General features: G+C 39.1%; 31 protein-coding genes, 1 tRNA gene and 1 pseudogene. 9 read left to right on the top strand and 24 right to left on the bottom strand.

Annotation, left to right across the window (positions count from 1 at the left end):
- Nucleotides 1-17: 17 nt before the first annotated feature.
- The 4 genes from CEF17_RS09025 to CEF17_RS09040 all read right to left on the bottom strand — a co-directional run bounded on the left by CEF17_RS09025 (nt 18) and on the right by CEF17_RS09040 (nt 4899).
- Nucleotides 18-1535 (bottom strand): recombinase family protein, encoded by a 1518-nt coding sequence (locus CEF17_RS09025; RefSeq protein WP_198508935.1) that lies wholly within the window; start codon nt 1533-1535, stop codon nt 18-20.
- Nucleotides 1528-1716 carry a hypothetical protein gene (locus tag CEF17_RS09030; protein ID WP_100399240.1) on the bottom strand — a complete coding sequence of 63 codons (189 nt, stop codon included), beginning with the start codon at nt 1714-1716 and terminating at the stop codon, nt 1528-1530. Before CEF17_RS09030 ends, CEF17_RS09025 begins: the two co-directional genes overlap by 8 nt.
- A gap of 346 nt (nt 1717-2062) precedes the next feature.
- Nucleotides 2063-3058: an aldo/keto reductase gene (locus CEF17_RS09035; protein WP_100399241.1), complete on the bottom strand. Its 996-nt coding sequence runs from the start codon at nt 3056-3058 to the stop codon at nt 2063-2065.
- A 95-nt stretch (nt 3059-3153) separates the two neighbouring features.
- Nucleotides 3154-4899, bottom strand: a complete 1746-nt coding sequence (locus CEF17_RS09040) for a PAS domain-containing sensor histidine kinase (protein WP_100399242.1) — start codon at nt 4897-4899, stop codon at nt 3154-3156.
- 177 nt (nt 4900-5076) lie between these two features.
- On the opposite strand from CEF17_RS09040, the gene CEF17_RS09045 reads away from it, so the two are divergent.
- Complete coding sequence (locus tag CEF17_RS09045) at nt 5077-5955, top strand: helix-turn-helix domain-containing protein (RefSeq protein ID WP_100399243.1); 879 nt, start codon at nt 5077-5079, stop codon at nt 5953-5955.
- A 276-nt stretch (nt 5956-6231) separates the two neighbouring features.
- Here CEF17_RS09045 and CEF17_RS09050 read toward each other — a convergent pair whose 3' ends face one another.
- Nucleotides 6232-6615, bottom strand: a complete 384-nt coding sequence (locus CEF17_RS09050) for a hypothetical protein (protein ID WP_100399244.1) — start codon at nt 6613-6615, stop codon at nt 6232-6234.
- 237 nt (nt 6616-6852) lie between these two features.
- Between CEF17_RS09050 and CEF17_RS09055 the strand changes: the two genes are divergently transcribed.
- Nucleotides 6853-7014, top strand: coding sequence for a hypothetical protein (locus tag CEF17_RS09055; protein ID WP_232725478.1), 162 nt, complete (start codon nt 6853-6855; stop codon nt 7012-7014).
- 78 nt (nt 7015-7092) lie between these two features.
- Entirely contained in the window at nt 7093-7305 is a 213-nt protein-coding gene (locus tag CEF17_RS09060; RefSeq protein WP_100399246.1) for a methionine aminopeptidase, read from the top strand.
- Between the two features lie 26 nt (nt 7306-7331).
- Here the strand turns inward: CEF17_RS09060 and CEF17_RS09065 are convergent, their stop codons facing one another.
- The 5 genes from CEF17_RS09065 to CEF17_RS09085 form a co-directional block, all read right to left on the bottom strand.
- Nucleotides 7332-7604 carry a hypothetical protein gene (locus tag CEF17_RS09065; RefSeq protein WP_100399247.1) on the bottom strand — a complete coding sequence of 91 codons (273 nt, stop codon included), beginning with the start codon at nt 7602-7604 and terminating at the stop codon, nt 7332-7334.
- An 84-nt stretch (nt 7605-7688) separates the two neighbouring features.
- Complete coding sequence (locus tag CEF17_RS09070; protein ID WP_100399248.1) at nt 7689-8522, bottom strand: STAS domain-containing protein; 834 nt, start codon at nt 8520-8522, stop codon at nt 7689-7691.
- Between the two features lie 58 nt (nt 8523-8580).
- Complete coding sequence (locus CEF17_RS09075; protein WP_100399249.1) at nt 8581-9006, bottom strand: acyl-CoA thioesterase; 426 nt, start codon at nt 9004-9006, stop codon at nt 8581-8583.
- Between the two features lie 131 nt (nt 9007-9137).
- A complete protein-coding gene (locus CEF17_RS09080; RefSeq protein ID WP_054635384.1) occupies nt 9138-9446 on the bottom strand; it encodes a spore coat protein in 309 nt (102 codons plus the stop codon).
- 12 nt (nt 9447-9458) lie between these two features.
- Nucleotides 9459-9650, bottom strand: coding sequence for a hypothetical protein (locus CEF17_RS09085; RefSeq protein WP_100399250.1), 192 nt, complete (start codon nt 9648-9650; stop codon nt 9459-9461).
- Between the two features lie 155 nt (nt 9651-9805).
- Here CEF17_RS09085 and CEF17_RS09090 point away from each other — a divergent pair, with 155 nt between their 5' ends.
- Entirely contained in the window at nt 9806-10066 is a 261-nt protein-coding gene (locus CEF17_RS09090; RefSeq protein ID WP_100399251.1) for a DUF6154 family protein, read from the top strand.
- A 164-nt stretch (nt 10067-10230) separates the two neighbouring features.
- Here the strand turns inward: CEF17_RS09090 and CEF17_RS09095 are convergent, their stop codons facing one another.
- The 5 genes from CEF17_RS09095 to CEF17_RS09115 all read right to left on the bottom strand — a co-directional run bounded on the left by CEF17_RS09095 (nt 10231) and on the right by CEF17_RS09115 (nt 13934).
- Nucleotides 10231-10932 (bottom strand): ABC transporter ATP-binding protein, encoded by a 702-nt coding sequence (locus CEF17_RS09095; RefSeq protein WP_100399252.1) that lies wholly within the window; start codon nt 10930-10932, stop codon nt 10231-10233.
- Nucleotides 10929-11303, bottom strand: coding sequence for a GntR family transcriptional regulator (locus CEF17_RS09100; RefSeq protein ID WP_100399253.1), 375 nt, complete (start codon nt 11301-11303; stop codon nt 10929-10931). Before CEF17_RS09100 ends, CEF17_RS09095 begins: the two co-directional genes overlap by 4 nt.
- A 2-nt stretch (nt 11304-11305) precedes the next feature.
- Nucleotides 11306-12112, bottom strand: a complete 807-nt coding sequence (locus CEF17_RS09105; protein WP_100399254.1) for a hypothetical protein — start codon at nt 12110-12112, stop codon at nt 11306-11308.
- Between the two features lie 111 nt (nt 12113-12223).
- The gene (locus tag CEF17_RS09110) at nt 12224-13300 is read right to left on the bottom strand and encodes a PAS domain-containing sensor histidine kinase (RefSeq protein WP_100399255.1); all 1077 of its coding nucleotides are present in this window, start codon (nt 13298-13300) and stop codon (nt 12224-12226) included.
- Complete coding sequence (locus CEF17_RS09115; protein ID WP_100399256.1) at nt 13293-13934, bottom strand: response regulator; 642 nt, start codon at nt 13932-13934, stop codon at nt 13293-13295. Before CEF17_RS09115 ends, CEF17_RS09110 begins: the two co-directional genes overlap by 8 nt.
- Nucleotides 13935-14259: 325 nt before the next feature.
- Here CEF17_RS09115 and CEF17_RS09120 point away from each other — a divergent pair, with 325 nt between their 5' ends.
- Nucleotides 14260-15009, top strand: coding sequence for a Crp/Fnr family transcriptional regulator (locus CEF17_RS09120; protein WP_198508936.1), 750 nt, complete (start codon nt 14260-14262; stop codon nt 15007-15009).
- A 104-nt stretch (nt 15010-15113) separates the two neighbouring features.
- Nucleotides 15114-15557: a universal stress protein gene (locus CEF17_RS09125; RefSeq protein ID WP_100399258.1), complete on the top strand. Its 444-nt coding sequence runs from the start codon at nt 15114-15116 to the stop codon at nt 15555-15557.
- A 286-nt stretch (nt 15558-15843) separates the two neighbouring features.
- Here the strand turns inward: CEF17_RS09125 and CEF17_RS09130 are convergent, their stop codons facing one another.
- Nucleotides 15844-16404: a general stress protein gene (locus tag CEF17_RS09130; protein ID WP_100399259.1), complete on the bottom strand. Its 561-nt coding sequence runs from the start codon at nt 16402-16404 to the stop codon at nt 15844-15846.
- Nucleotides 16405-16597: 193 nt separating this feature from the next.
- On the opposite strand from CEF17_RS09130, the gene CEF17_RS09135 reads away from it, so the two are divergent.
- Nucleotides 16598-16673, top strand: a tRNA-Asn gene (locus CEF17_RS09135).
- A 175-nt stretch (nt 16674-16848) separates the two neighbouring features.
- On the top strand, nt 16849-17724 hold the full coding sequence (locus CEF17_RS09140) for an STAS domain-containing protein (protein ID WP_100399260.1): 876 nt from the start codon (nt 16849-16851) through the stop codon (nt 17722-17724).
- 43 nt (nt 17725-17767) lie between these two features.
- Here the strand turns inward: CEF17_RS09140 and CEF17_RS09145 are convergent, their stop codons facing one another.
- From CEF17_RS09145 to CEF17_RS09160, 4 genes and pseudogenes are all read right to left on the bottom strand, one after another.
- Nucleotides 17768-18697: a nucleoside hydrolase gene (locus CEF17_RS09145; RefSeq protein WP_100399261.1), complete on the bottom strand. Its 930-nt coding sequence runs from the start codon at nt 18695-18697 to the stop codon at nt 17768-17770.
- A 157-nt stretch (nt 18698-18854) separates the two neighbouring features.
- The gene (locus CEF17_RS09150) at nt 18855-19295 is read right to left on the bottom strand and encodes a Dps family protein (RefSeq protein ID WP_100399262.1); all 441 of its coding nucleotides are present in this window, start codon (nt 19293-19295) and stop codon (nt 18855-18857) included.
- An 88-nt stretch (nt 19296-19383) separates the two neighbouring features.
- Nucleotides 19384-20319, bottom strand: coding sequence for an EamA family transporter RarD (gene rarD / locus CEF17_RS09155; RefSeq protein ID WP_100399263.1), 936 nt, complete (start codon nt 20317-20319; stop codon nt 19384-19386).
- A 79-nt stretch (nt 20320-20398) separates the two neighbouring features.
- Nucleotides 20399-20998 (bottom strand): annotated as a pseudogene (locus CEF17_RS09160) (AAA family ATPase); the annotation flags it as partial.
- 144 nt (nt 20999-21142) lie between these two features.
- On the opposite strand from CEF17_RS09160, the gene CEF17_RS09165 reads away from it, so the two are divergent.
- Nucleotides 21143-22126 (top strand): tyrosine-type recombinase/integrase, encoded by a 984-nt coding sequence (locus CEF17_RS09165; protein ID WP_100399265.1) that lies wholly within the window; start codon nt 21143-21145, stop codon nt 22124-22126.
- Between the two features lie 140 nt (nt 22127-22266).
- Here CEF17_RS09165 and hfq read toward each other — a convergent pair whose 3' ends face one another.
- The 4 genes from hfq to CEF17_RS09185 all read right to left on the bottom strand — a co-directional run bounded on the left by hfq (nt 22267) and on the right by CEF17_RS09185 (nt 25217).
- The gene (gene hfq, locus CEF17_RS09170; RefSeq protein ID WP_054635421.1) at nt 22267-22509 is read right to left on the bottom strand and encodes an RNA chaperone Hfq; all 243 of its coding nucleotides are present in this window, start codon (nt 22507-22509) and stop codon (nt 22267-22269) included.
- A 35-nt stretch (nt 22510-22544) separates the two neighbouring features.
- Entirely contained in the window at nt 22545-23486 is a 942-nt protein-coding gene (miaA, locus tag CEF17_RS09175) for a tRNA (adenosine(37)-N6)-dimethylallyltransferase MiaA (protein ID WP_100399266.1), read from the bottom strand.
- Nucleotides 23483-24271 carry a class I SAM-dependent methyltransferase gene (locus CEF17_RS09180; RefSeq protein WP_100399267.1) on the bottom strand — a complete coding sequence of 263 codons (789 nt, stop codon included), beginning with the start codon at nt 24269-24271 and terminating at the stop codon, nt 23483-23485. The genes miaA and CEF17_RS09180 overlap by 4 nt, the downstream gene beginning before the upstream one ends.
- Before the next feature lie 652 nt (nt 24272-24923).
- The gene (locus tag CEF17_RS09185) at nt 24924-25217 is read right to left on the bottom strand and encodes a hypothetical protein (protein WP_100399268.1); all 294 of its coding nucleotides are present in this window, start codon (nt 25215-25217) and stop codon (nt 24924-24926) included.
- Nucleotides 25218-25226: the final 9 nt, after the last annotated feature.

Raw genomic sequence — 25226 nt, forward strand, 5'->3', positions numbered from 1 at the left:
TTCACTATGGAAGGACTTTAGACAATAATATTTTCATTTCCCCCAGAGATATTCAGGTCAACAACTAGTTCTCTGTCGGGCTTAAAGATAATACGCCGGACAAGCAATTTTGTGATTCGCTTTTTTTGAGTGTAAGACAGGTTGTTAAGCTTATGTCTGTATTCATCCTCCCAGGCAGCCTTACCTGTCTTCTTTTCTATATCCTGTTTCTCCACTTTGTTTTCAGAGGATTCCTTTTCATTAGCAGATACTAGTACGAGTTTATCATTAATTTCCGTCATTTTCTTCTCGAGCAGCACTTTATCTACTTTCCCATCTAGATATAGATCAAGAAGCCTTTGTTTTTTCTCAAGTAATTCTTCTTTTTCTTTTTTTAAGACATAGGCTTCTTGAGTATGTGCATGGCTATTTTTTCCTTTGTTATATCTTTCATTCCCCTTTGGAGGTTGTTTTATATATTCCACAATCGTGTCCCACAAAACCTGATCTACAATAGCAGAGTTCCAATAGGGACTTTTGCAGGCTGTTTGTGATTCTCTCCGATGAGAACAATAGCTTTTTTTATGTTTTCCTGTGCATGCATAATACGTATAGGAACGCCTGCCGGATTTCACGGTTGTCCCCATAGAGCGACCGCAATAACAAACTCCTGTACCCTCTATAAGATAAGAATAAACCGCCGGCCTCCCCGCATGAGATCGGTGAGAAGCAATCACTTTCTGAACTTTTTCAAATGTATTCTGGTCAACTAGTGCTTCAATTGGAAGAGGAAATTGTTCATTCAATGGTCTCTCTCTTTTAAATCCCTGGTGATAGTCGGATTTATACGCGTAATACGTTCCTAAATAGCTTTGGTTTTTTAAAATTCTAGTTACAGTCGAACCATACCACGTTTCACCTCTAGGTGCAGGTATTCCTCGTCTGGCAAGCTTTTCTGCAATTTTTTCTCCGCTCTGTCCCTCGCTGGCCCATTGAAAAATAAGCTTGACTACCGCTCCTTCTTTTTTATTTATCATTAATTGATCCGTTTCTGTATTGAAGGTATAGCCAAAGAGCCTTGGATCAAAGCTTAGCTTCCCATGCTTTTTAATCTTTTCTATCCGTCCTCTGATCGTTCGTTCTCTTATTTTTTCTCTTTCATACTGAGCAAAAATTCCTCTCAATTGATAGTACATCATTCCTTCAGGAGTGTTTTTCCATTCAAAGTTCACAAATTCCAGTCTGACTCCTTGTTTGACAAATTCATCTGTAAGCAGCAATTGATGAGTCAGGTTTCTAGACAGCCTGTCAGGATCATAAATGATTATTATATCTATTGTTTGCTGTTTTACATATTGTCGCATCAGTTTCAGTCCCTGGCGCTCTAAGGTTGCACCTGAAGCTTGATCTCTTATCACGTGAATCGTATTTTCTTTGTATCCCATGCTCTTTGCTTTGAGTAAACACTGTTCAATTTGTGATTCCAAGCTGTACCCTTTTTCTTTTTGCTCTTCAGTTGACACCCTGCCATAGATGATTAGTTTTCCCTCATCCATGGTCATGCCTCCTGTTCTGGTCTTTTAAAGGTAAACTATCTATGTCATTTTTTTCTGCCACACTCTCATTATCAAAGACTATTCGAATAATTTCTCTCCAAACTTCTTCATTCGTTTCCTTGTCAGCAAGCACGTTAATCTTCGTTGTTATATCCTTTGCCTTCAAGGGTGATTTCTTCATTCTTCTCACCTCGCCTTATCCATGGCTATGAGAGTGAAAAGTTGTCTCATTCCTCACTTTACTAAAGAAGGCATTATATATGTATAACGGAAAGAAATACGGATGGGACAAATAGTCTTAGTAATGAAATAACTCTGCTCATTGTATGGTTTCTAAGGATTGTTTGTTGAACTTATCATTTTCAATACCCACGATCGACTACGAGAAAACTAAACGGCCTCAGCCCTATTTAATATAGGACCAAGACCGCTACAATCATTTTTAAAATAATGTCTTACTTACAGGGTGCAGTTCAAACTGTGAGGAACATTCATTTTCCTAATTTGTGTGTCAGGCTGTTTGGATATTACAAAGGACGCTTGAATTTATCAATAAAACGCTGAGGATACTCTGGAGGCAGAGCAGTAAATGCTTCTAGTTCCTCCACATGCTCATCCTGAAGCTTCCACCCTACAGCGCCAATGTTTTCTTCATATTGTGCCATATTTCTGGCCCCGAAAATCGGCGATGTAATTCCCTCTTTCATTATAAGCCAGTTAAGAGCTACTTGAGCAGGAGTCTTCTCTTCTTTTTCTGCAATTTCTTCCACTTTAGTAAGGATCTCGAAGTTCCGATCTACGGCTTTTGTCTCCCAGTTATACTCCCCAGGGCCTGCCTGGGCAAGCCTCCAGTCAGTATCAGGCTTTTCGGGGGTTTTATATTTACCTGTTAAAAATCCTCCTCCAAGTGGAGCCCAAGGTAGAACGCCGATCCCTTCTTCTTTGCACAAAGACATTACTTCTCTGTCCATCTCCCTATGCAACAGACTATACTGAGGCTGGACTGTAATAAATTTTGCATAGCCTTCCCGCTCGCTAATTGAGAGAGATTTCATTATCTGCCATGCTAAAAAGTTCGAGCATCCTATGTAACGTACCTTTCCTGCTGTAACCAAATCATCCAGTGTACGTAAGGTTTCTTCAATAGGTGTAAGATGGTCCCAGACGTGTAATTGATACAAATCCAGATAGTCGGTATCAAGACGAGATAAACTTTGATCAATTCCATCCATAATTCGTTTCCTCGAGTATCCCACATCATTAATATGCGGGCCCACCTTCATCCTTACTTTCGATGCAAGGATAACTTCAGAACGTCTATCTTTGATTGCTTTTCCTACGATACGTTCAGACTCGCCGCCTACATATGTATCAGCTGTATCAATAAAGTTACCTCCATCATCTAAAAATTGATGAACTATTGAAATTGCTTCCTCCTCAGGAGCAGCTTTTCCAAAGGTCATGGTGCCAAGGCATAATTCAGATACTGCCACGCCGCTTTTGCCAAGCATTTTATAGTTCATGTTAAAATCTCCTTCCAAGATACTATCATGGGTGCATGTTTCATTGTAACAGGCAAAAGCAGTGAAAGTCAGCTTTGTGGCCCCTTGCTAAAGTTCTACCCTTTTAACAAAGGTAATGTAATAGTAAACGTAGTTCCTTGGTTTATTTTACTCCGCACTGAAATATCCCCGCCATGATTATGAATAATTTTATAACTAACCATTAAACCAAGACCGTTCCCCTCTTCCTTTGTTGAAAAAAAAGGTTCCCCCAGCTTTTCCAGCTTATCACTTGTCATTCCTACTCCGTAATCAGAAATAGAAATCTTTGCTTTATTACCATCTCCGCTGAGAATGACATGAATGGGCCCGCCATTTGGCATGGCTTCTATACTATTTTTAATTAGGTTTAGAAAGACCTGTTTCAGCTGATTTTCTTCGCATTTCATTTTTAATTGACCTTCAACTTCTTGGTGATAATGAATAGAGACATTATTCAAATTTGCTTCAGATTCTAAAAATGTAATCACTTGCCTAAGCAAAGCCCCTATATCTCTACTGGAATAGTTTACTGCATGAGGCTTTGCCAATACCATAAATTCACTGACAATACTGCTGATCCGGTCTATTTCGTCTAAAATGATCTGCTTGTAAAAGTCATTGCCTTCGAGCAATTGAGCAAATCCTTTTATAGAAGTAAGGGGGTTACGTATTTCATGTGCGACTCCTGCAGCCAACTCTCCAATAACAGACAGCTTTTCAGCACGCTGGAGCAACTCCTCGGTCTTTTTTTTATACGTAATGTCCATTTGAATGGACACATATTGATACGGCTTATTTTGTTTATTTAAAAAAGGAACAACGGTTGTATCAAACCAAAGCTCTCTGCCATCTTTGGCTATTTTCCTCACTTCCCCCTTCCAAACCTTTCCTTTGTCCAAAGGTTCCATCAGTTCATTATGAAATACTTTGTTATAGTCTTCCTTTGGCATCATATAACTGTAGTGCTTTCCAAGGAGCTCCTCCTTACTGTATTTCACAAGGTTTGAAAACGCTTCATTGACGTAAGTGATGACTTGGTTTTCATCATAAATCGCTATCATTGAGGATTGGTCTAAAGCATACTTAATGGCTGAGAGTTCCTTCAGCGCTTTTTTTAGTTTGGCATCCTTCAGCTTGTCCGACGAAGCTTCTTTAAAAAATAATACATATTGTGTGTTACCTCCGTCTTCTTTTATCGGAATCAAAATAGCATCTATCCATATGTACCTGCCGTCTTTTCTTTTTGCTTCCAGGGCACCGTCCCACTGTTCTCCCTGGGTAAAAGCTTGGAAAAATTCGCTATAGGTGTTTTGTAAATAAGGATCAAAAAACAGCTCTGTAAATACCTGGTTCAACTGTTCCTCACTTGAATACAACAATAATTTACAGCTCTTGTTATTCCCAAATAGGACTCTTCCTGTCCTGTCAATAGATAACATCCCAACGTAATTGTCAATCACTCTTTGCCAAATCGTTGAAATGTTGTGATCCATGAGTTTAAAGGTGATAATAAACTCATCTTTTTGCCATTTTTCTATGTATAAATAGACAGTTTTAAAGAGAGATAAGGAGACCTTTATCTCTTTCGGATAAGCGCTGCTATTCACTTCATTCCATCTTTCAGTCCCATCTTCAAAGAGCTCCAATACGTTTAACCCGTACAAATCTTCTTTTCTCTTAATAGAAAATGGAATGTCCTGCAATACCGTGTTGGTATAACGATTTGCCCATTTTATGATAAATTTTCTGTCAGTAATAAATATGCTTTCTCCCACACCGTTTAATATAGAGTGGGAATCAATCTCCTGAGGTTTTAACATATGATCAACTTCCTTCAATATTAATAAGAAAAGATTTACCTACTTCTCATATTCTACATGAAGGTTCTACACCCTTTTTTTTAGGTATTTTTTCCCTGTTATTGCGTTTCATTTGTTTCTTATTCCTCCTGTTTTGTCCTATACTAGTCCTATACAGTATGTTATAAGGAGATACATATGGATTCCAGTTTGATAGGAAAATCAATTTATTATTTACGCAAGAAAAATAAAATTACTCAAAAAAAACTTTCAGAAAACATTTGTACACAGGCCCAAATTAGTAAAATTGAAAAAGGAGAAGTCGTCCCTCTTTCAACAACCCTGTATGAAATTGCACGGAAATTAGGGGTGGACATCAATTATTTCTTTGAAGAAGGAAGCAGCCCCCGAAGCGATTATATTAAAGATGTGAAATCAGTAGTCCGAAAGGCAATTCGTGAACGAGATTACCATACCGTAGAAGAAATTGTGAAAGCAGAAGATAATAACCCGTTATTTCAGGAAGGAGAGAATAAGCAGTTTTTACTTTGGCATCAAGGAATCGTACATTTTCATTTGTATCAGGATGGAGCAAAGGCATTGGAACTGTTACATGAGGCCTTGGCGGTTCATTCACGAGAAGACCGGACTCTTTACACCATGACAGAAATAGAAATTTTGAATAGTATTGGTATTATTCATTATGAAACCGGAAACTCTAAACAGTCTGTTGACATCTTTAAAGAAGCCTTGCAGCATCTTACTAAATTAACTCTGCCACAAACCCACTTAGTGAAGGCAAGAATATATTTCGGACTGACCAATTCCCTTACTGCTTTAGAGGAGTTCAAGCCTTGTATATCATATTGTAAGGAAGGCATTCAGCTTTGCTTAGAAAATGAATCGTTGTATCTTTTAGGAGAGTTTTTTTACCAATCAGGAAATGCTTACTTTGAGCTTCACTATAAAGAAAAAGGCCTACAGCATCTTGAAAATTCTAAATTAATATTTGCCATAGAAAAGAAACATCATTATGTATCATATGTCCAAGAACGAATTAACCACTTTATACACTAAGTTAAAAGCCCAATTTTTAATTTTGAAAGCCATTTGATTGTAGAGAAAAGCGGGAGACTTCGAAATAGCATAAGCCGAAGATCTCGCAGGGTGGCTTCCCAGAAAAAACTGCACAACTAAAGGCATCATAGCGCACTAGTTGCTTTGAGTGCATGTGAGAGGATTTTAACAATAATTAAATACTTTCTTACATAAACAAAAGCCTGGATTTTCCAAACCAGGCTTTTTAAATTTGTATTACATCATTAGTATTAAAAGCTTGTAAGGGTAAGTAGGTTAATAAAACCATCCTCCTATAATAAGGAGAATCATAACAATCGAGTTAATTATAGGTGGAAGAGTCCGGGATGTAACCTCAGGATATTTTAACCGGCTTACTGTAAGGAAAACAATAATATTGTTAAATAAGATAAAAGCGACCAAAAGAACGGCTGCCATATCGCCTATAACCCCAGCAAACATGGATACCAGGATTAAGGCGATTCCTCCGGCAAACAAAAGAGCTGTCACTTGATGCCATGCAATGTGAAAACCAGCTTTTGCTAATTCATTCATTTTGGACTTCTTCAACTCAGGAACAATCATTCTCTCCCCCCAGGCTGCATGCGTAAAAGCAGTCGCCACAGCCACAAAGCCTGCCAGCAAATAGAACACATTCATATTTATCTCTCCTGTTCGTATCAACAAACCTTTTTACAGCAATCTATACCCGCAATGCTCTTAAAAGAACCCGCTTCAAGGTACAGCAGCCTTGCTTTCAACCATTTCGTACCTTCTCTTTACTTTTACATATACTGTTAACACAATCAGTCAAAAAGATTTGAGGTGAAAGAAATGAGTCTTTGTCAGAAGCTCAAAGAGTGGCATAGTAAGAGATACAGGAAAAGAATAGAAAAAATGGATAAACAAGGGAAATGCCCTGAATGCAGAGGGACGGGATACCAAATCTCTGCAATGGAAGCGATGTACTCTGCTTTATACGATTGCTCAGGATGTAACGGCAGCGGTTTATTCACTGACTGGGAAAACCTCAAAAAAACAAGTAAAGAGAACCAATAACTCACAATTGTCTTTATGGTGTATAAAGATTTAGTTCACTACACAAACTGATAAGACAAAAAGAGGTGAGATTTTAATATGGGATTGCTTCAAACCATAACAGATTGGCAGGATGCGTTATATCAAAGAAGAATTGCCAAAATGGAGTCCAAAGGGCTTTGTCCCGACTGCAGAGGAAAAGGATATTCTCTTCATATTAATGAGTACCATTATGCTCCTCCAGAGAAATGTTCAGGCTGTGAAGGAAACGGTTCGTTTACAACCTGGCATGAAAAGAGCCAGCAGCCATAGTGGCATACTGGCTCTTTCTGATGAGATTATACACGCAGCTGTCCTGAGATAACAAAGACTCCTGAAGACATGAGTTCTCCGTTGCTTGTAAACTCTAAGTCTCTTGGCCCGACCTTAACCCTTACCCTGTGAGTATGGGAATTATAGTAGGCCCTAATATAGCCAGCCCAACCTCTTTCCACTTGAAATTTATGAATCTCCTGCTCTATGGCTTCTGACATAAGTGAGATGATTTCTTCATCAAGTTGATCACCAAGCTGCTTATTCAGCTGGCTTTTAATCCGTAAAGGGGGGCTCATACAAGACCTCCTTATTGTTGTCTTGTAAATGGTATTCCCTCTATTCCTCTCAAGTATTCCCTTCTTCTAATGATATTAGAATCCTTACTTTTTTAGTGATAAAGCATGAGAAAGAGACGATTTGATCTCAACCTTGTCAAAGGAAATATTTAACTGAACGGCTGTTTGAGCAATCTCCGGACGAATGCCAGACAGGGTTGACTCTATTCCAAGGAGGCTCAAAGCTTTCAGTAAGTGTGAAATCTGGTGGGCAACCATTGTATCGATTTCTGCAACTCCTGATAAATCGATAAATAAATGGGTAATACTTTCCACGGAACATTGATGAAGAGTATGCTCCAATATAATAGCAGCGCGTTCACTGTCAATTGCTCCTATAATAGGCAATAATGCTGTATTATGATTCAGCTTGATTATTGGTGCACTTAGCTCATTAATCATATCCTGCTTTTCACTTAAGAGCTTTTTCGCGTTTTTTTGTGCTTCCTCAACAAACGTGAGTATTGTTTTATCAAACCCAAAGATCACTTTTTCGTTCCAGGAAGAGATCTCCTCTTGAGAAACAGGTCTTTCCACACTATCAACAAACTGCTGAATGTAGTTTAAATACTGGGCCCGCACTCTCATAAACTCTCGAATAACCTGGTGATGAGGTGTTTTTAAATGTTCACTATCCCGGGCTATTTCATTTATCCATGGCAAAGACTTCTCAAACCATAGATTTTCTTCTTCTGCAAAAATCTCAATAAAATGAAGATGAAATTCATGGTTTTGATTTTTCAGGGTACGAATGACCTCTGGATTCGTGGAAGCATAAACGGAGGAAGGATCTGTTTCCGTTAAGGACTCATACCACTCTTCCGTTAATGTTCTGGAATTCTCCAGTAAAAAGGAATATAAAGCTTCTTGATTTTTCACTTTTTTCTCTCCTTTTTAAACGAACAACGTATTTATTTCTCTTCTGCAAAAATTTTTGTTAGGTTGTAGACTTTTTTATTTCCTCATATTTTTGAAACCATTCTGGAAACGCCTTTTTAAAAGAGGTGGGCTTGAAATTCTCTTTCTTAACTACAATATGTGTGGTACTTCCTAGTGCACAAACCTTTTCCTCCTGATTGACAATAGAAAACCCGTAAATCGTTTTCGTTCGATGATTTTCTTCCACCCACGTTTGTACAGTAATCTGGTCCCCAAGGCGCACAGCGTGTTTATATGTAATGTCAAGATGGTGAACCGGCGCATAGCAGCCCGCTTTCTCCATTTCTAAGTAACTGTAACCGGCATCCTCAATTAATTGGGTTCTGCCAAGCTCTAGCCACTTCACATAATTACCATGGTATATCACACCCATCATATCTGTATCAGCATAGGAAAGCTGAATACCTACTTCGGAAATGTACATCCTGTTGCTCCTTTACCAATAGTTTCTTTCCTTATTATAGCTCACTACTCTTAGACACGCTTATATAATTATAAAAAAAGAGAAAAGGAAAAAACAGCATGAAGAACGCTTATCCTCTTCTCTTTTCTTATTTATTGGAGCTGATCTTGTGACGTATTTAGTGCAGCCTGCGAGGCAGCAAAATCAATTTTGTATTGCTCCTGAGGATGATAGGGATGATAATATCCTTTTTCCATCATATACTGGGATACTTGCCCGTGAAATTGCACTGCCTGTGTCAATTGTTGTTGAAGGACATTCCTTACTTCCGGAGTAGCCGCTTCTGTTAATGCAATCGCACAATTTCTCACTCCAGATTTTGCAGAAATCAGTAAGTCTGTTGCAATCACCTGATCTGTCATGGCACCCATTCCAGCCATACTTTGTACCATATTATTCATTTTCTTCCCTCCTTATTTTTGCAGTAACCCCTGCAGCTGTTGTATTGCCTGTGTAGAGCTTTGTATATCCTGCTGCATTAAAGTTTGCAGTTCGTTATCATTGACTAGTCCTTGCATCGTTGAAGACTTCGTTAAACAGAGGTTTTTGAACATGACTAACTCGTGAAGTTCTGCTGCTTCATGAACACCAAGTTTTTGTTCCACCGTCTCACCACCTTTCTCCTTTATTGTGGTAATTGCCTATGGTTTTATTCTTGAATTCTTTTTGGCAACTGTACATAATTCACCCCTTTTTTCAGAATAAAGGGCACAGGACTCGCTCATAGTAAGGGTATACAATCAGGAAAGGGAGGGATGACATGAAACTGGTGGAAGAGTTGTATGATATGTATAAGGATCACATTACTGGGGATGAAGAAGATGCTTTTATAATTATTGAGGGAGTGCTTTCAGAACTGAGTGATAAAGATTTAAAAACTATATTCAACCAAGCCTCCTATAAAGAAAGATATTCAATTTTGCTGCATTACTTATATTATGAGTTTATAAGCCTTGCTGCCGAAAAAGGCTTAGGCACAACGAAAAATGAGGATGATCAAATCAGCAAAAACCTTCACTAAGTAAATAACCTGCCAAGTTACACTCCATGTCAATGCAACCGGCAGGTTAAATGGATATCATCTAAAACATAAAAAGAGGAATCGGATCCGGATGACACAGCCAGCCTTATAGTTACATATCATAAGAACTTCCCAGGCATAAATAGTTGACCTTTAAATTTTTCTTATTTTTCTTCCACTTTATACAGTTCCGTCATCCAATCCACTACGCCTTGCTGACGCTGAATTCTGATGGTTTCCGTTTCCTGATCTCCGATAATTTTTCCTTCTTTTATTACAATTACTCTGTCAAGTAACGTTTCAATCTCACTAATTTCATGAGTAGTCAGAATCAATGCCTGATATTCTAAGTCGATAAAAGAAATTAACCCTTTCACGATCGACTTGCGCACCATTGGGTCCAGACCAGAAAGAGGCTCATCCATCAGGACAACTGGTGTTTCTCTTGCAAGCGTAATCGCAATTTTCACTCTTCCTCTGTTTCCTTTAGATAAATTTTTAAGCTTAACTTCTTTTTCCACTTCCATGAAATTTAATATGTCCTTTGCTTTTTCTTTATTAAAATCATTAAATAAAGATTCCTGTAAATCAAGAAGCTGGCTTACTGTTTGATAACGATAGTATTCATCCAATTCAGATAAGTATGAAATGTCATTGGCTATCTGCCGTGTCACTGGCTTTCCATTTACAGTAACTTTTCCACTAGAAGGACGAATGAGCCCGGCTGCCATTTTTAACAAAGTAGACTTACCGCTTCCATTGGCTCCTACGAGGCCGGTAACACCGTTTTTCAAAACCGAAAAAGAAGTATCACGAACAGCTCGTTTTCTGCCATAATTTTTCGTTACATTTTGAAATTCAATCATGAGTCTCTCTCCTCAGCGATATATTTTTGAATTCCATTAATCATATCTTCGGCCTCAAAGCCCATCGCTTCCATTTCTTTAACAAACTGCCTGATCTGCGTATCTTTCAACCTCTCTCTTAACTCTGTAAGAGCTTCCTCACTTTGTGTGACAAATGTTCCTTGTCCTCTTTTTGTCTCCACCACACCATCCCTCTCCATTTCACTATAAGTTCTTGAAACTGTGTTTGGATTTAAACCGAATTCTACTGCTGTATCACGTACTGAAGGAAGCTTGTCACCGGCTGATAATTCCTTACGTAGTATTTTCCAGTATAATCTGTTAGCCAGCTGCCGATATATAGGCTTAGATGTATCAAAAGGCTGAGTCATTTTTACACCTCCGCCTTCTTGTCGATGAGCCAGGATGTGAATAAGAATAACAGCAGAAATTCAACAGCATGGTAAACAAACAATCCTAAAGTGATAACACCTATACCACTTCCTACGGTGACTTCTGCATTTCCGCTCTCGATAAAGTATTGAGTTTGCTGAAACAAACCTGTTTCGAAACTAAGTTCAATTTCACCCCAGCTCGTTAATGCTGCGTACATCGCTGAATCTATATATCTCACATACACCCAGGAAATTGCCATAACGACTAGGATGACTGCTATCCACCCTAGGCGGCCGATCGTTCTCCGCAAAGCAAAATACACGGAATAGTAAAATAAAACCCACATAGCAATCAATGTGGAAACCCCTAAAATAACCAAAAAGCTTAACGTAATCAGCTGGATCACTTCAGCGGCACTTGGAATCATATCAGCATCTAATAGATAAGCTGTAAACATTAAAAACAGCAGGCCATTAATAAACAAATTTATTGTCAATGCTGTGAGGGCAGCTGTTATTTTCGCAGCTAACAGCTGCCACCCCGGCCTTGGCGTGTGAAGCCAGAGATGAAGTGTCTTCAGTTCCTGTTGCATGTTAATGAAAAGGTAAGCAGGTGCATAAAAGACATGCATAAAAAGACCGCCCGTTAAAAAAATGAGCATTAAAGTCGGCGTGTCAGTCCCTGGATTTCCTCGAGCTAAAAAATAAGCAAATACAAGGACAGCCCCAATTAAAACAAGTCCAAAGTAAAAAAGTACTTGAGTCGTTTTAAATTCTTTTTGAACAAGTTTCAGCCATTTATTCATACCTTAGTTCACTCCTTCTGTATTAGTGTACTAGTTAAATAGTACACTAATACTTTTAAACAAGTCAACAAAAAAACCGGGAAGTAACCCGGTTTTCTGTTTCCTGTTCTTTTATGGTGACTCCTTAGGAACCTGCAAGGAAATACTTGTCCCCTTGTTTTTTTCCGTTTGCAGTGAGAAATGAGCATCAATAGCGTTCGCTCTTTCCTCCATACTAAACAACCCTACTCCTTTATGGTGGCGGTTGCGAACGAACCCTTTGCCCTTGTCAATAATGAAGATTTCTATCTCCTTTTGTTTTTCTATTATCGACACATACGCTCTGGAGACATCGGCATACTTTGCTATATTGGTTAATGACTCCTGGATGATTCGGTAAATTGCAGTTTCTTTTTCTATTTCAAGCCTTGTTTTCACATCAAATTCTGTGTCAATCATGATCCCATAATGATTTGAAAAATTAGTTACATATTTACGAACTGCAGGTACTATACCCAAGTCATCTAAAACAGCAGGCCTCAGCTCCCAAGCCATATTCCGTACCTCTTCAATAATATATGTTACTTGTTCCCGAAGGGCAGTGACTCTTTCCTGATCCCCTTCACTAATCAATTGATCCATTTGAATAAGCAGTGAATATAAGCTTTGGCCAATACCGTCATGTAGTTCTCTGGAGAAGCGTTTTCTTTCTTCTTCCTGAATTCCTATAACCTTTTTCATCATTTGCTTTAATTCTTCTTCTGTTTTTTTTAATTTCGTTACTTCATTCCGGATCGCAAGAAATTGATACGGCTTATTATTTTCGTCTAAAAAAGGCACGATGGTAGTGTTAACCCAGTAATAAGTATGATCTTTTGCTTTATTTTTTATTTCCCCCTTCCACACATTTCCAGAAAGGATCGTCTGCCACAGTCCTTTCATAAACTCCTTGCTGTGATAACCTGAATTAATAATGCGGTGATCTTTTCCCAATACTTCCTCTCTATTGTATTTAGAGATCTCACAAAACTTATCGTTTACGTATATGATTTTTCCTCTATGGTCTGTGATGGCTACAATGGTTGATTCATCTAATGCAAATTTTAAATCTGTCAGCTCTTTTAAGGTGTTCTGCAGTGCCTTACGAAATTGGGGATCTTCTATTCTTTTGATATCTGAAAGAAGGGTTTCCGACTCTCTTTTAATCAAATTTAATCAGCCCCTTCTTTGAAGCGTATTTCACTAAATCAGGCTTCGTCTTCAACCCTAGCTTTTCCATTAAATTACTTTTGTGTGATTCCACTGTTTTAACACTGATCACAAGCTGTTCCCCAATTTCTTTGTTGGAGTAACCTTTTGCAATAAACTCCAAAACTTCCCTTTCCCGTTCAGATAATACTTCAAAGGAAGAACTGCTTTTCCCCTCATTGTACTGATTCATGAGTTTTTTGGTTGCTTCTGGAGATAAATAGGCCTCACCAGCTGAAACAGAGGTAATGGCCGAAACAAGGTCCTCGTGGGGAGCGCTCTTTAACAGGTACCCTGATGCCCCAGCATGGATGGCTTGGAATAAGTATTCTTCATCATCGTGCATCGTTAAAATCAGGACTGAAACAGAGGGGGCGGTTTTTTTTAATTCAGTTGTTGCTTCAAGGCCGCCCATCCCATGAGGCATGCTTAAGTCCATCAGCACAACATTCGGAGCTAATTCTTTTACCTTCTCTATTGCTTCTTCACCATCCGCGGCCTCCCCGATGACTCTTATCTCATGTTTTCCATCTAATAATGTTTTAAGGCCGGACCTTACTACCATATGATCATCTACTACTAAGACGTTAATCATACCCATTCCCCTTTTACTCTCAAAATCTTACATCCTTTATTGTTATTGTACCAAAATTACCTTTTGTACTAAGGCATTTCCTACATAATTTCTGCACTGTTCCTGCTTTCCCTTCAGGGAAATCCCCTACTCCTCACTTCTCATCTTGTTTTTTAGGTGCGGGCTATAAGTGGCTTTTTAATCTTTATTTCCCTTAATAATGTGATGTACCTCATATTAAAATCAGGAAAAATATGCAGAGAAATAGGGAGGTTCCCTGATAACATTTTCTAATACATTTTGGCATGATTAAGTTAACAAGAACGACGTAAGGGAGATGGCGAAAATGGCTATAACTGTTCAAGAGATAAATCGTTTTCAGGAGAGACAAAAAACCCAAGGAACCGGAACGATTCATCACTACCTGTCCGATACCAATTTTCAACACCTTAAAAATAAATTTTCCTCGCCAAGAACGTTTAAAAAAGGAAGCTTTCTATATATGGAAGGTGATTACGCTGATCAACTGTATTATATTTACTCAGGAAAAGTAAAACTGAAAAGAACGATGGAAGATGGAAAGGAAATTACCATGGCTTTAAAGCAAAAAGGGGACCTTCTAGGAGAGTTTGGGTTCTCCGAAGAGGTTCACAATGCCAGCAGTGAAATTATTGAAGACTGCAAAGTAGCGTTCATTCATAAAAAAGAGATTGAAGCACTTTTACAAAATGTTGGCACGTTTGCTGTGGAATATATGAACTGGCTTAGTATGACAAATAGACTAAATGAAACAAAGATCAGGGACCTCCTTTTATATGGAAAAAGCGGCGCTTTGGCTTCTACGTTAATACGCATGAGTAATACGTATGGGATAGTTGACACAGATGGGATCAGGTTAAAAATCAAATTAACTAATACTGAAATAGGAGAATTTATTGGTTTAACAAGAGAAAGTGTCAATCGAACACTTAACTCCTGGAAAAATGAAGGAATTCTCACTATGGATAATGGGTTCATTGTCATAAAAAACCTATGTGAACTGAAGAAAATTTGCGGATGCCCATCAACATGCCCGTTAGAAATTTGCAGGTTATAAACGTTTACTAGAAAAAAAGCAAAGTCATGTGATCTTTCTCACTATAGAAGGTTTGATTGTCTTGTAGAATAAAGCAAAGGATAATAAATAAGGAGTGATTTCAAATGATTTCAAATTATAAAAATATCGTGACGGCTGTAGATGGTTCCGAGGAAGCTAAGCTCGCTTTAAAGAAAGCTATTTCTATAGCGAAAGAAAGTGAAGCAAATCTTATCATTACTCATATCATTGACACAAGGGTATTTGCCACCATTGAACAATATGACCGAACGGTTGTATCAAAAGCTGAGGAATACGGGAAAGAATTATTGGAGCAATACAAACTGGAAGCAGAAGCAGCAGGAATAGAAAATGTTTCTACTGCCTTGGATTTTGGTTCTCCTAAAATTAAAATCACAAAAAGCATTGCACCTCTTTATCATGCTGATCTTATTGTCGTTGGAGCTACAGGATTGAATGCTGCGGAACGATTCTTGATAGGAAGCGTATCTGAAAATATCGCAAGACGGGCCTCATGTGATGTGTTGCTGGTAAGAAAAGGCGAATAAATTTTTTCTTTGCCTCACCCCTTCCTATAGAAAAGAATCGGAAATAATTGGAGTTTTTTGATTCAAAACAGTTTGGCTATCCGGGTGGACGAAAGCGAATGAAATGAAGCTGAACGGATGTCTCCCTTCTGCCTTTAAGTGCAAGAGAGTATATTTTGAACAAGCAACTACTAAAATACTGGAGACAAAAAAAAGGCTCTCACCGGATAGTGAGGGCCTTTCTTATTCGCTGGGTTATGTCCCAGCCTCTTTTTACTTTTGATTCAGTTATTATCTCAATGGCCGATTATAAGTTATTTTTGTCTCTGCCAGCATAATCAGGATACATATCTGTATTTACTGTATTATGAGTGGTAAAGGTATCATAAACAGATGACTCTTGCTTTTCGTCTGCTTCAACTAGTACAAGAATATTTCCCTCTTCAAGGTATTTATCATATTCTTTAGCTTCTTCTTCCGGAACGCCAGCGCCAGTAAGGGCACCTACAATACCGCCGCCTGCTGCACCAATTGCACCACCTTCGATTGCAGCTGCAATCGGACCTACTGCAGCAATTGGTCCAATACCAGGGATCGCCAGAACGCCAAGACCTGCTATGCCGCCTAATACAGCACCGCTTCCTGCACCAATTCCAAGTCCTTTCCCGGCACCTTTGCCACGGTTATTGTCATCAGCATTATCCGTCACATTGGCATCTGTTTTATCCTCAATTGCATCCGCATCTTCATCATTTTTTACAAAAATTGAAATATCATCTTTGTTATACCCGTTTTTTTCTAATCCTTCAATAGCATTTACCGCATCTTGTTCATTTCTAAATACACCACCAATAATCTTCTTATCCATGACGTAATCCTCCTTTGTAATGTGTAAGTTATGGTGTGTCTACATTACTGCGTGTACCCTGGACATGTTAATCTTAATCATTCAATAAAAGAGAAAAATTATTTCAAGACTATAGTAATCCTTGCTTATTGTTTTCTTGTATAAAAAATTAAGAGGTGGATAAGATACTAAGGCAGCTCAAAGTGAACAACGTTCCACCATAACTCAGCTGGTAGAGTGGTCGGCTGTTAACCGATATGTCGCAGGTTCGAGTCCTGCTGGTGGAGCCATTTTTCATACTTAAGGTTCAGCGTTCCTTAGATGCATTAAAAACGGACGCTGAGCCCTTTTTCACTTCTTACATCCCATTTATCTCAAGTATTGATTCACATCGGATCATCCTTCTCTTTTGTAATTCTGTGATGTTTTCTTTAAAATGGCTATAGAATAGAAAGGAGGGATAACATGTCAGATGATCTTAAATTACTTGGAGAGAAGATCATAAATGAGAAAGAAGTATTTGCAGAGAGTATTACGGAAAAAATAACTAGCGGCCGTTCCTACTTAGATGAAGAGAAAGTTAGAAAGTGGAGAATTGAATTATTTCAATTTCTAGGGGACATTTTTATTAAAGATGAAAATACTGTGTTAGAAGAAATACGCCCCTGGATGAAGTCAATTGCTGATAGTACTGTTTCGTTTGGTTTGTCTATAGATGAAGCAATGAATAATCTGCCAAAATACAGAAGTCTCTTATGGGACTTTTTTGAAACACAAATTAAGGAAAGCGATATTTCTGCTTCCGCTGTTCTACAAGCTACAAAGAAAGTTGACGTTATTTTGGAAGAGATAATGAAGATCTACAGCCGGCATTACGTACAACAAAACGAACGGCTAATGAAGGCCGCCCAGGAGTCGATTCAGGAGTTGTCAGTTCCAGTGGTGCCTATTGCCGGGAATATTGCCGTATTGCCGATAACAGGTGAAATCGATACTCACCGCGCAAAAATGGTCATGGAAAAATCACTAGAGCAAAGCAGAGAATTAAAACTAAAGTATTTAATTATTGATGTCTCCGGCGTTCCAATGGTAGATACTATGGTCTCCCATCACATCTTCCAGGTCATCAACGCCCTTCGTCTTCTTGGGGTAGAAGCTATTTTAACTGGACTAAGCCCTGCTATTGCCCAAACAGTTGTGTCGTTAGGGGTTAACTTCTCAAATGTTAAAACATTTGCTACCTTACAGCAGGCTTTAGTGGAAATAGGTATCCGTTATGAATTAGATACTTCTTCCTCGCCGATCGCTGAACGCCTTACTAAGCAAAAACAAAATACATAGTACAAAGACGCTCTTAAAAGAGCGTCTTTTCTATAGTAAACTATTACAGTCTTCTTTTTAATACATTGACAAAGGAATTTCTAAAACTAGGGTAATCCATATTGACAGCAATGCTAATATCTCCTGCCTCAGCCCCCGGCCTGAAGTCAGCTATACTTAACCCTCTCGTTTCTCCCTCTAACGAAATACTGACATCCTTTTTAATATAATCAAACATTCCATTATACTGTGAAGCCATTACTGCTGCCACATCATGAAAAGGTGCACCTTCTATACCGGGTGCAAGCTCCTGATAAGCAGAAGCGTAATAATCGAAAACAGGCCTAATTAAAAACGTAAAAGGATTATAATTAGTTTCGGTAACTTCTTCTATCATATCATTTGTGACTAACGCGTAGCTGGTCACGTTTAAAGGTATGATGGTAAGAGGACGAGCTCTCGTTAAGATCACCTGAGTGGCAACAGGATCAATGAAGAAGTTTGCTTCAGCAAGGGAAGTGACATTGCCAGGAACTAGAAAGGCTCCTCCCATAATAATGAACCTTTTCACTTCACTCATTAACTCATTTTGCAACACAAATGCCAGTGCCAAGGAAGTAGACCGTCCTATATCAATAATCGTTAATTCTTCTTTATGTTCTTCTATCAAAGGAAACAGCTCTGTAAAAGGAAGCAATTCTGCAGGAATGCCTTCTGGAGGGACAATGGGACCGAGTCCTTCTTCTCCATGAATCTCAGGATAATAAGGGGCAACTTCTCCTGTTAAAGGGAATTCGCCTCCTGCAAAGAGAGGAATATCACTTCTTCCTGCTAAAGATATGAGATACGCTGCATTTTGAACAGCTTGGTCTCTCTCCACATTCCCGTAACCTGCTACAATTCCAATGACGTCAATACTAGGATGAAGCAGTGCATATATGATCGCCACGGAATCATCAATACCCGGATCTGCAAATAAGAGTACCTTTTCCACACACCCACCCCCATTCATACTTCATTGTATGAATGGAAAAAAGGCACATGCCTATAATTATACAACTACCTCGCTCGCCATCATTGTTCAAACAATCCCCGAAGCAGAACCCCCCACAAAAAAAGACTTTTGCATAACGCAAAAGTCCATTAGTCATTTACTTTCCCAAGAAGGCATTCAACATCCATGCATGCTGCTCTAAGGATGTTTTTATCTGAATAAACATATCGGCTGTAGACTCATCGTTATTGGCTTCAGCATTCTCAATCACATCGTTTGCCTCTATTATCAAGTGTGTAAAATCATTTACTACAGCCTTCACCATTTCCGTTGAATCTTCTGTGCCAGATGCTTCCTCTATCGTGGAATGCTCAAGGTATTCCTTAAGTGTAGCAATCGGCCTGCCATTGATTGTTAATATTCTTTCAGCTATTTCGTCTATATACGTGCCTGCTTCATTGTAAAATTCTTCAAACTTTGCATGGAGAGTAAAAAAGTCACTGCCCGTTACGTTCCAGTGATAATTATGAAGCTTTGTGTACAACACATTCCAGTTTGCTAATTGAGTGTTTAATAAATTAATTAGTTCATTTGACATGAGATATCCCCCTCAAGTTTTCTTATTTTCTATTACATCATATCACTATTTATAATTATTATCAAAATAAATTAATTATCATTAGCGGTCAGCCGGACATTTTTGTTTCCCTTTGGATGTCACGCTTCTTCCTTTTCTCCTTTCGGAAAACTGCTGAGCGTGAGATTGTAAAAATAAACAATCCTATCCAAATAATGATGAATGAAGCCAGCTGAAGACCGGAAAATGGTTCATGAAAAAGAAATACCCCTAGCCCCAGCATAATTGTAGGAGCCAAATACTGTAAAAAACCAATTAAAGAAAAAGAGATCCGCCTTGCCCCAGCAGCAAACAACAATAAAGGGATTGCTGTAACAGCTCCTGCTCCTATTAACAGCAAGGATTGTTTAATCTCGTAATGCCTAATAAATCCTTCGCCCTCGACAAAGAAAAATATAAATAATAAAGCAAATGGCGTGACCATTAACGTTTCAATGGTCAGCCCTGCCCATGCGCCAAGGTTCACTACTTTTTTTATCAATCCATAACAACCGAAGCTTAAAGCCAGAGCTAATGCTGCCCAGGGAAAGCCTTCATACTGTGTTGTTAAAAGAAAAACCCCTGCGGCTGCCAATATAAATGCCGATTTTTCTCCCATGGTCAGTCGTTCCTTTAGAAAAACGGCTGCCAATAATACGTTGATCAATGGATTAATATAGTACCCTAAACTTGCCTCAATTACCCTGTCACTGTTTACAGCAAATATGAAGATAAACCAGTTTGTAGAAATAAAAAGCGAAGCTAAAATCACAGCCCCAGTCTTTTGTTTTGATGCAAAAACCCCTTTTACTTCCTGAAGGACATCTTTTAATCTGCCCATAACAAATAAAGCTGCCATCATAAACAAGAGAGACCAGATAATTCTCTGGGCTAACACTTCACTTGAAGGAACCTCACTTAAAACTTTCCAATATAAGGGTAAAAATCCCCATAGCAAATATGCTGATATCGCAGCGATAACACCTGCCGTTTGTTGTTCTCTCACTCTTTACTCCTCTATTCTACAACTCACTTCTTGAATCCTTATGTATGACTTCAGTATACCTGATTCCCTTTTCCTTGTCTTTTTTCTCGGCCCCTTCATATGCGGTTACGGTTTTAGTCAAAAGCCGTGCGATAGTGTTAACTAACGTATCAATCGCTTCTTTGCCAAAATCCTTTTCCCCACCGCGAGACAGAGAATAAGCCTCATCGATAAACAACACACCGCCGACGGCCTTTTTTATGATCTCCCTTGTTTTCTGAGCTGTTTGCCCAATGTATTCTCCTACTAGATCCGCGCGTTCAGCTTCAATAAAATGCCCCTTGGACAGGACATTCATATCTTTTAACATTTCACCCATCATGCGGGCCACTGTTGTCTTTCCAGTCCCAGGGTTTCCTTTAAAGATCATATGAAGGTTCTGCTTTTCTGTTTTCAGTCCTGCATCTTTTCTGCATTGATTGACATAAATCCAGGCATATAATTCTCGTATATATTCTTTTACGTTCGTTAACCCAATTAACTGATCCAGACGCTGTTCTGTTTTCTGCAAAGGGTAATGTTCTTCTATACCGCTTACTTCCTGTGTTTCACTTTTATTCTTCAACGAATTATCAGGAGTGCTTCTGTTTAAAAGAACTTGGATTTGCCCATTTTCCCTGCGATTTGTAAAAGCCTGCATAGACTGACACCCCGCTTTCCTTTTCACTAGCCTGTTATGCAGGTTGGGTGTTTACCCATATCATACGCAAAATGAAAAAATTGGTGACGAAGAGCTGAAGACCTTTGCTATAATAAGGAAAAAAGAAAAGGAGGTACAAGCAGCATGTCTACTTTGTCAGCATCTGCCGAGGAGTTCCTCCGCTTTTTAAAAAGCAGAGATAAACGAGACAGCACCATTAAGCGTTACAAATATGACCTTGCAGATTTTAATCGATTCGTCGAAGTCACTGATCACGAACACGAAAAAAATGAATTGACATTAAAAAATATAGAAGAGTATTTTCACTTTCTGCAGACGGAAAGAAGATATAAGCTGAGAACTCTGAAAAGGATTCAAACAGTTCTAGCTCAATACGGAGCTTACTTGAAATCCAGTGGACGCCTTTCTTCAAACCCAATGGAAGGATTTCATATTGAGGAAGCGGTCCATAATGAATTGGAAAAAGCAGACTTAATCAGTCCCTTAGAGGAAAAACAACTTCTCGATTCTATTTCCTCAGATGCCGGATTGTCTGTGAAACAACAGGCCTCCAGGCCGCTGCTCGCACCTCGTAATATCGTGTTGCTCCGTCTGTTTATAAAATATGGTCTCAGGTTGCAGGAAGTGGCTTATCTGCGAATGAAAGATGTCAATCTTTCTCAAAAAGTTATCCTGGTGCCTAAAGATTCGGGAAACGGCCGAAAAGTACTCCTCTCCAGGAAAGATCAGGCATTGATTTTTCAATATTTAAGGGCCGTTCCTGATGCTGTCCGTCCTAAGCGTGACAATGACCCCTTATTCGTGGCTTTTGATTTTCAAAGACAAACATACCGGTGGTCTTATGAAAATGACTCTCCTAAAATGCTTACTGAGGTCGCTATTCAAAAGATGATCAGGCAGGAACTTGAGAGAGCCGGGGTGAGAAAAGGCCTTTCAGCCCAGCATTTTAGAAATACGTATATAGTAAATGAACTTACAAAGGGGGTCCCTCCTGAAGCCGTCAAAGAAAAACTTGGTTTACGCACTATTTTAACGTTAACCAAATATATTCAGTATGTGGAACAATCGGCTTCCAGTAAAAACAACAGCCTGACATCCTACTATTAGGGTGTCAGGCTGTTTAGACAGGAGGTAGTTAGAACTGCTCCCTAGACAGACATATTTACCTTTATTACACTTAATACGGTACGTGAAATTTTATAACTGGCAAGAAAACAACTCCTATGTTTCCATAGGAGCATGTTCTTTTAGTTGTTCGCGTTCTCCGGGTCAATTTGCAATGATACATTTCGCTGGGGAGAAAACGTAGAAATGGCATGCTTGTATACTAGCTGCTGCTTTCCATCACTTTCTAGTACAACTGTAAAATTATCAAATGCCTTTACGGTGCCCCGCAGCTGAAAACCATTAAGTAAAAAAACAGTCACAGGGATATTATCCTTGCGTAATGTGTTCAGAAATTGATCCTGAATATTGACAGATTGCTTCATGTGCTTCCATCCCCTTCTCTTTTCTCTACTTCTTTTCATTCGACGCCCTTTTCATACTTTCCTTCTAAAAAGCTTATCATTTCTATTATTTTTTCATCATAATTGTCTTGAGACATATCAAACCATTCCACGTTTTCCTTATTTCGAAACCATGTTAACTGCCGCTTGGCATATCTTCGTGAATTTCTTTTCAGCAGCTCTACGGCTTCTGGCAATGACACCTTCCTTTCGAGATGCATAAGAAGTTCCTTATAGCCAATTCCTCTAGCTGACTGGCTGGCTTGAAGCCCTCTATCGTAGAGCCACTGAACTTCTTCAAGAAGGCCTTCCTTCATCATTTTATCTACTCGTTCATTTATTCGTTGATATAATTTTTCACGCTCCATCGATAACCCGATCAATTGGAGATCATAGGGCGTTTCATCCTCTTCTTGTTCGTAAAATCGATCCATTGTTTTGCCTGTCAGATGGTGGATTTCAAGAGCACGTATTACTCTTCTAAGGTTTTGAGGCGGGATCTCTTTGGCGCTCTTTGGATCTGTTTCCCAAAGCTTTTGGTGTACTGCCTCTTTCCCAAATTTCTCTGCTTTCTCCTCCAGGCTCTTTCTGAAATCTTCATCCTTCTCTGCTTCATTAAATGAAAAGTTTCTTGTCAGTGCTCGTATGTATAATCCGGTCCCTCCTACCACAATAGGTATACTTCCCTTTTGGTTTATATGTGTAACCAGACGGCGGGCTTTTTCCTGAAATTCGGCAGCGGTAAAAGATTCACCTGGCTCTTTAATGTTGATCATATGATGGGGGACCTCCCCCATTTCTTCAGGAGTCACCTTAGCTGTTCCGATATCAAGACCTTTATAAACTTGCATGGAATCGCCGCTGATGATTTCACTATTAAAATGCCTGGCGATTTCCACTCCTGCTTTTGTTTTTCCTACGGCAGTCGGTCCTACCACAGCGATCAATTTTTCCTTCATGTGTTTCCTTCTTTCTTTTCAATGGTTCCAAAAGCAATCTTTGAGCTCTTTCTTTTTCTTGGTGTAAAGCCATGACGATGAAAACGAGGACTATGGACCTCATCTTTTAACACAACTCTTTCCTTGGCCACTCTCTTTCCTTCTTCTACTGCTTCCGCGGTCAAATCATTATACCATGCAAGCTTTTTGAGGGGATGCAGATGAGTCGATGCATCAATCGTTTCATGAAACATAGGGTCAAAATATACGATATCAAAGCTTTCTGACTGCTGCTTTTGAAGAAACGTTACATGGTCAGAGACCACCACGTTTATTCGTTGACAAGCTTCATCAAAAGAGTCATTCCCGCTTTTCCACTCCTTAAGTCCCCAGGTCACGGCTTCAGCCATATACCGATTCCCTTCTAAAGCGGTCACCTTTCCCTTTTTTCCTGCAGAGAAGCTTGCTATTATGCTGTCTGAAGCCAGCCCCATTGTACAGTCCAATACCGACATACCTTCCTGAAGGCCAGCAGCTTCCACGAAAGTGTCCCTTTCATTATTGAGAAGCCGTTTTGCTCTCAACCAGGCCATGCTTGGATGAAAATAAAACGGATGCTCTTCATCGGGATGATAGATTTTTTCCGTATCGTTTTCCACTACGTAGACCGGCTGATTCCATTCTCTTAATAATGCTTTCATCGATGCCTTTTTGCGAATGACAAACGGCACCTCCCACTTGTCGGCAAGGTATTGAGCTCGTTGTATTTTATTGCCTTTTGCTTGTTTACTTGTCGTAATGATCAAGGTATCACCTGCTTTTTATCTTTTCCAAGTATACCATTTTTCACCCCTTGAAGAGGCAACTTGACTATAAAAAGCTTCCTAGCCCTTAAAAAGAAAAAAAACCGCATGTCTGCGATTTTCATTTCTTTTACCTGTCTTTTTTTCTTGCCTGGTATAAAAATGAAAAAGCAACCATTAAGCCGATGCCAAGCATAAATGTAGATAAACTGATAATGAGAAGCAGTTCACCAGCCGACATTGTATCTTCCTCCTTTTTATAGGAAAGCTTTTCTTTATTTCTATGTCAGCTGTTTCTTTTTATGCCGGTGCCTGGCACCCAAAGTTTAAAAAATAATAGAATCCCTATCTACCAAGGGTTTTGCTCTCTTCCGTGTTACAGTAATATTACATAAGATAAGGGTGCCAGGCACCACAAAAAGAGGCACCAAAAAAAGCACCGGCATCCGGTGCTTTTTGCTTGTCCAATTAAGACTTATCTGATTCAGACTGCTTAAGAAAGTAAATCCCCATGATAATACCAACTCCAATTACAAAAGCGGAGATTCCTAAGATCGCGATTAGATCCAATCCTGTCATGTTTTCACGCTCCCCTTACGTCTTTTTGACTTATTATACCACATTTCCCGATTGATTAACGAGGAGAAAGTGAACATTATGAGACGGAAAGCCGGGCCGTTCCAGTTAGTAAAAAACGCTGATACTCCTTTGTATACGACGAGCTGGAAACAAATATCCGTCCTTTCAGATTTCTGCCAATTTCATCATTCATTTCTATCGTGGCTAACTTCCCTTGCTGCTGCAGATCACTTAAAAAATCACTATAGGCCGTTTCAATCGTAATCGTCCAGGAGTGATTTTCTCCAGAGTTCGGGACCTTTATCAGACCTGTATGAAAATGTACCTCTTCCCCGTCAATCCAGACACTTTCAAGCTTATATCTTTCCACAAAGCTCCC

Origin of the sequence: Bacillus sp. FJAT-44742, assembly GCF_002797315.1 — a bacterium.
Lineage (GTDB): Bacteria > Bacillota > Bacilli > Bacillales > Marinococcaceae > Thalassorhabdus > Thalassorhabdus alkalitolerans.